General features: G+C 40.4%; 1 protein-coding gene. It reads right to left on the bottom strand.

The window, feature by feature from the left end:
• A partial coding sequence (locus BD809_RS15700) for a beta strand repeat-containing protein (protein WP_170251924.1) occupies positions 1–1,382 on the bottom strand: 1,382 nt, incomplete at both ends.

Below are 1,382 nucleotides of genomic sequence, written 5' to 3'. Positions count from 1 at the left end.
AGAAAAGCACCTCCATCACCACCGGCAACAACTAAGTTCCCAGCATCGGTACTTACAACAGTTTGGTTAGAAGCGGTAATTGCAGTATCTACATAATCTTTAGTAGCTGCATCTTGCGCATTAGTTGGGTTAGCCATATTTGCTATCGCTAAACCACCAGCATCATTCCCATCAGCAAGTACTTCATTAATGTTTTGTATTTCATTAGTAGCATCGGTGTCCAACGCAGTTTTATCTTCCCATGTTACTACCCCGGTAGCACTGGTAGTTAAAACTTTATCGTTACCACCAGAAGCTATATCTGTAGTAACAATGGTTCCATCAAGGATTTTATCAGTAGTTACTGCATTGGCAGCAAGTTTAGTATTGGTCACTGCATTGTTAGCAAGTTCGGTACTAGTAATGGCATTTGCACTTATTTCTAGGTCGATCTCATCGTTAGCAGTATCGTCAGTTACTGTTATTTTTCCAGAGGTTGAATTGATATTTTTAAACTCAAGATCAGCACCTGTTTTTCTTGCAAATACACCCACACCTGCTGTACCTGCGTTAGAAGCAGTATTAGTTTGACCAGCAACCGCGGCAAAACCATCTACTTCGGTTTGAATTTCTTCAATAGCAGCTTGTACATCCGTACTGGTTGTGTTACCAGTAGGAGTAAAGGCTACTTGAGCAGCAGTTTGAATTTCATTAGTTGCGTCTGTATCTCCATCGGCAGCTACGGCAGTTGAAAGATCAGCGATAGCTTCTTGCACAGTAGTTTCGTTTACAGTATCCCCGTCAACGTCTAAAGGAGTACTAAGATTTACCTGAGCTGAATTTTGAATTTCGTTAGTAGTACTTCCATCCACTTCTGTAAATGTACTGTTTACTATGTATGGATTGGCAGTAGTACCAGTTCCTGTTACACTGATGTCAGTTCCAGCAGTAACGATAGTTTCAGAACCATCGGCTGCAGCTGCAGTAATTGCATTATCTACATAATTTTTATTAGTTGCATCGTTTCCATCAATAGGAGCACCGATATTATCGATTACTAATCCCCCTGCATTATTTCCATCAGTAAGTACTTCATTAATGTTTTGAATTTCATTAGTTGCATCGGCATCCGCATCATTTACTGAATTAAGAAAAGCACCTCCGTCAGTTCCGGCAACAACTAAATTACCAGCATCCGCACTCACAACAGTTTGGTTAGAAGCGGTAATTGCAGTATCAACATAATCTTTTGTAGTTGCATCTGTACCAATTACGGGAGTCCCCATATTAGTAATAACACTTCCGCCGGCATCGTTACCTTCGGTCAATACTTGTCCTAAGTTCTGAATCTCATTAGAAGTACTTCCATCCACTTCTGTAAACGTACTGTTTACTATGTATGG

The organism is Aquimarina intermedia (assembly GCF_008124785.1).
In the GTDB taxonomy this organism is placed as follows: Bacteria; Bacteroidota; Bacteroidia; order Flavobacteriales; family Flavobacteriaceae; genus Aquimarina; species Aquimarina intermedia.
Note: the sequence above shows the minus strand (reverse complement) of the source record. Positions and strands in the feature narration are given on the sequence as shown.